Below are 769 nucleotides of genomic sequence, written 5' to 3' on the forward strand. Positions count from 1 at the left end.
GTGTCAAGCCCCGGGTTTGATGGAGAGTTTTCTACTTGGAATTCATCGGCTCATTTACGAGCTACCCAGCTCGTGGCATCGTGCTGAAATGGTCTGATCGGAACGCGGCAGGAGTCGCCCCTCCGAGTGCTCCGTGTGGTCGGTACGTGTTGAACCAGTGCACCCACTCCGCCGTGGCGATCTCGACATCATCAACGCCTTTCCAGGGACCCGTGTTCCGGACCAGCTCGGCTTTGTAGAGTGAGTTCAGGGCCTCAGCGAGAGCGTTATCGTACGAATCGCCTCTCGATCCGACAGATGCGACGGCGTCTTGTTCGGCGAGGGCCTCGCCATAGCGAATCGCTCGATACTGGACCCCGCGGTCCGAGTGATGCACCAGCCCGGACAGGTCGTGACCAGCACGTTTACGCTGGTAGATGCCCATCTGCAGGGCATCGAGAGCCAACTCGGTATGCAACGACCTCGATACCTGCCAGCCGACGATCTCGCGGTTGAACACGTCGGTGACGAACGCGACGTAGACCCACCCGGTGAACGTGTGCACGTAGGTGATGTCGGCGACCCACAGCTGGTCAGGGGCGAAAGCGGCGAAGTGGCGATCGACGAGATCGGCCGGGCAGCTCTCCCGCGGTGCTGACCGTGTGGTGTTCGGTGCTTTGGCTCTCTTGATGCCGTGCAGCCCGAGGTCTTTCATCAGGCGCTCGATCGTGCATCGGGCCACATGCCCGCGCCCTAACTGGTCGGGTTCGCGGTTGAGGACGATATGCAT

Annotated in this window: 1 protein-coding gene; it reads right to left on the reverse strand. The window is 61.1% G+C overall.

The window, feature by feature from the left end; translation table 11 throughout:
- Window positions 1–61: 61 nt before the first annotated feature.
- On the reverse strand, window positions 62–769 hold a 708-nt coding region (locus IIE29_RS16670; RefSeq protein ID WP_209326414.1), incomplete at its 5' end, for an IS3 family transposase.

It is taken from the genome of Brevibacterium renqingii (assembly GCF_017808095.1).
Classification (GTDB): domain Bacteria; phylum Actinomycetota; class Actinomycetes; order Actinomycetales; family Brevibacteriaceae; genus Brevibacterium; species Brevibacterium renqingii.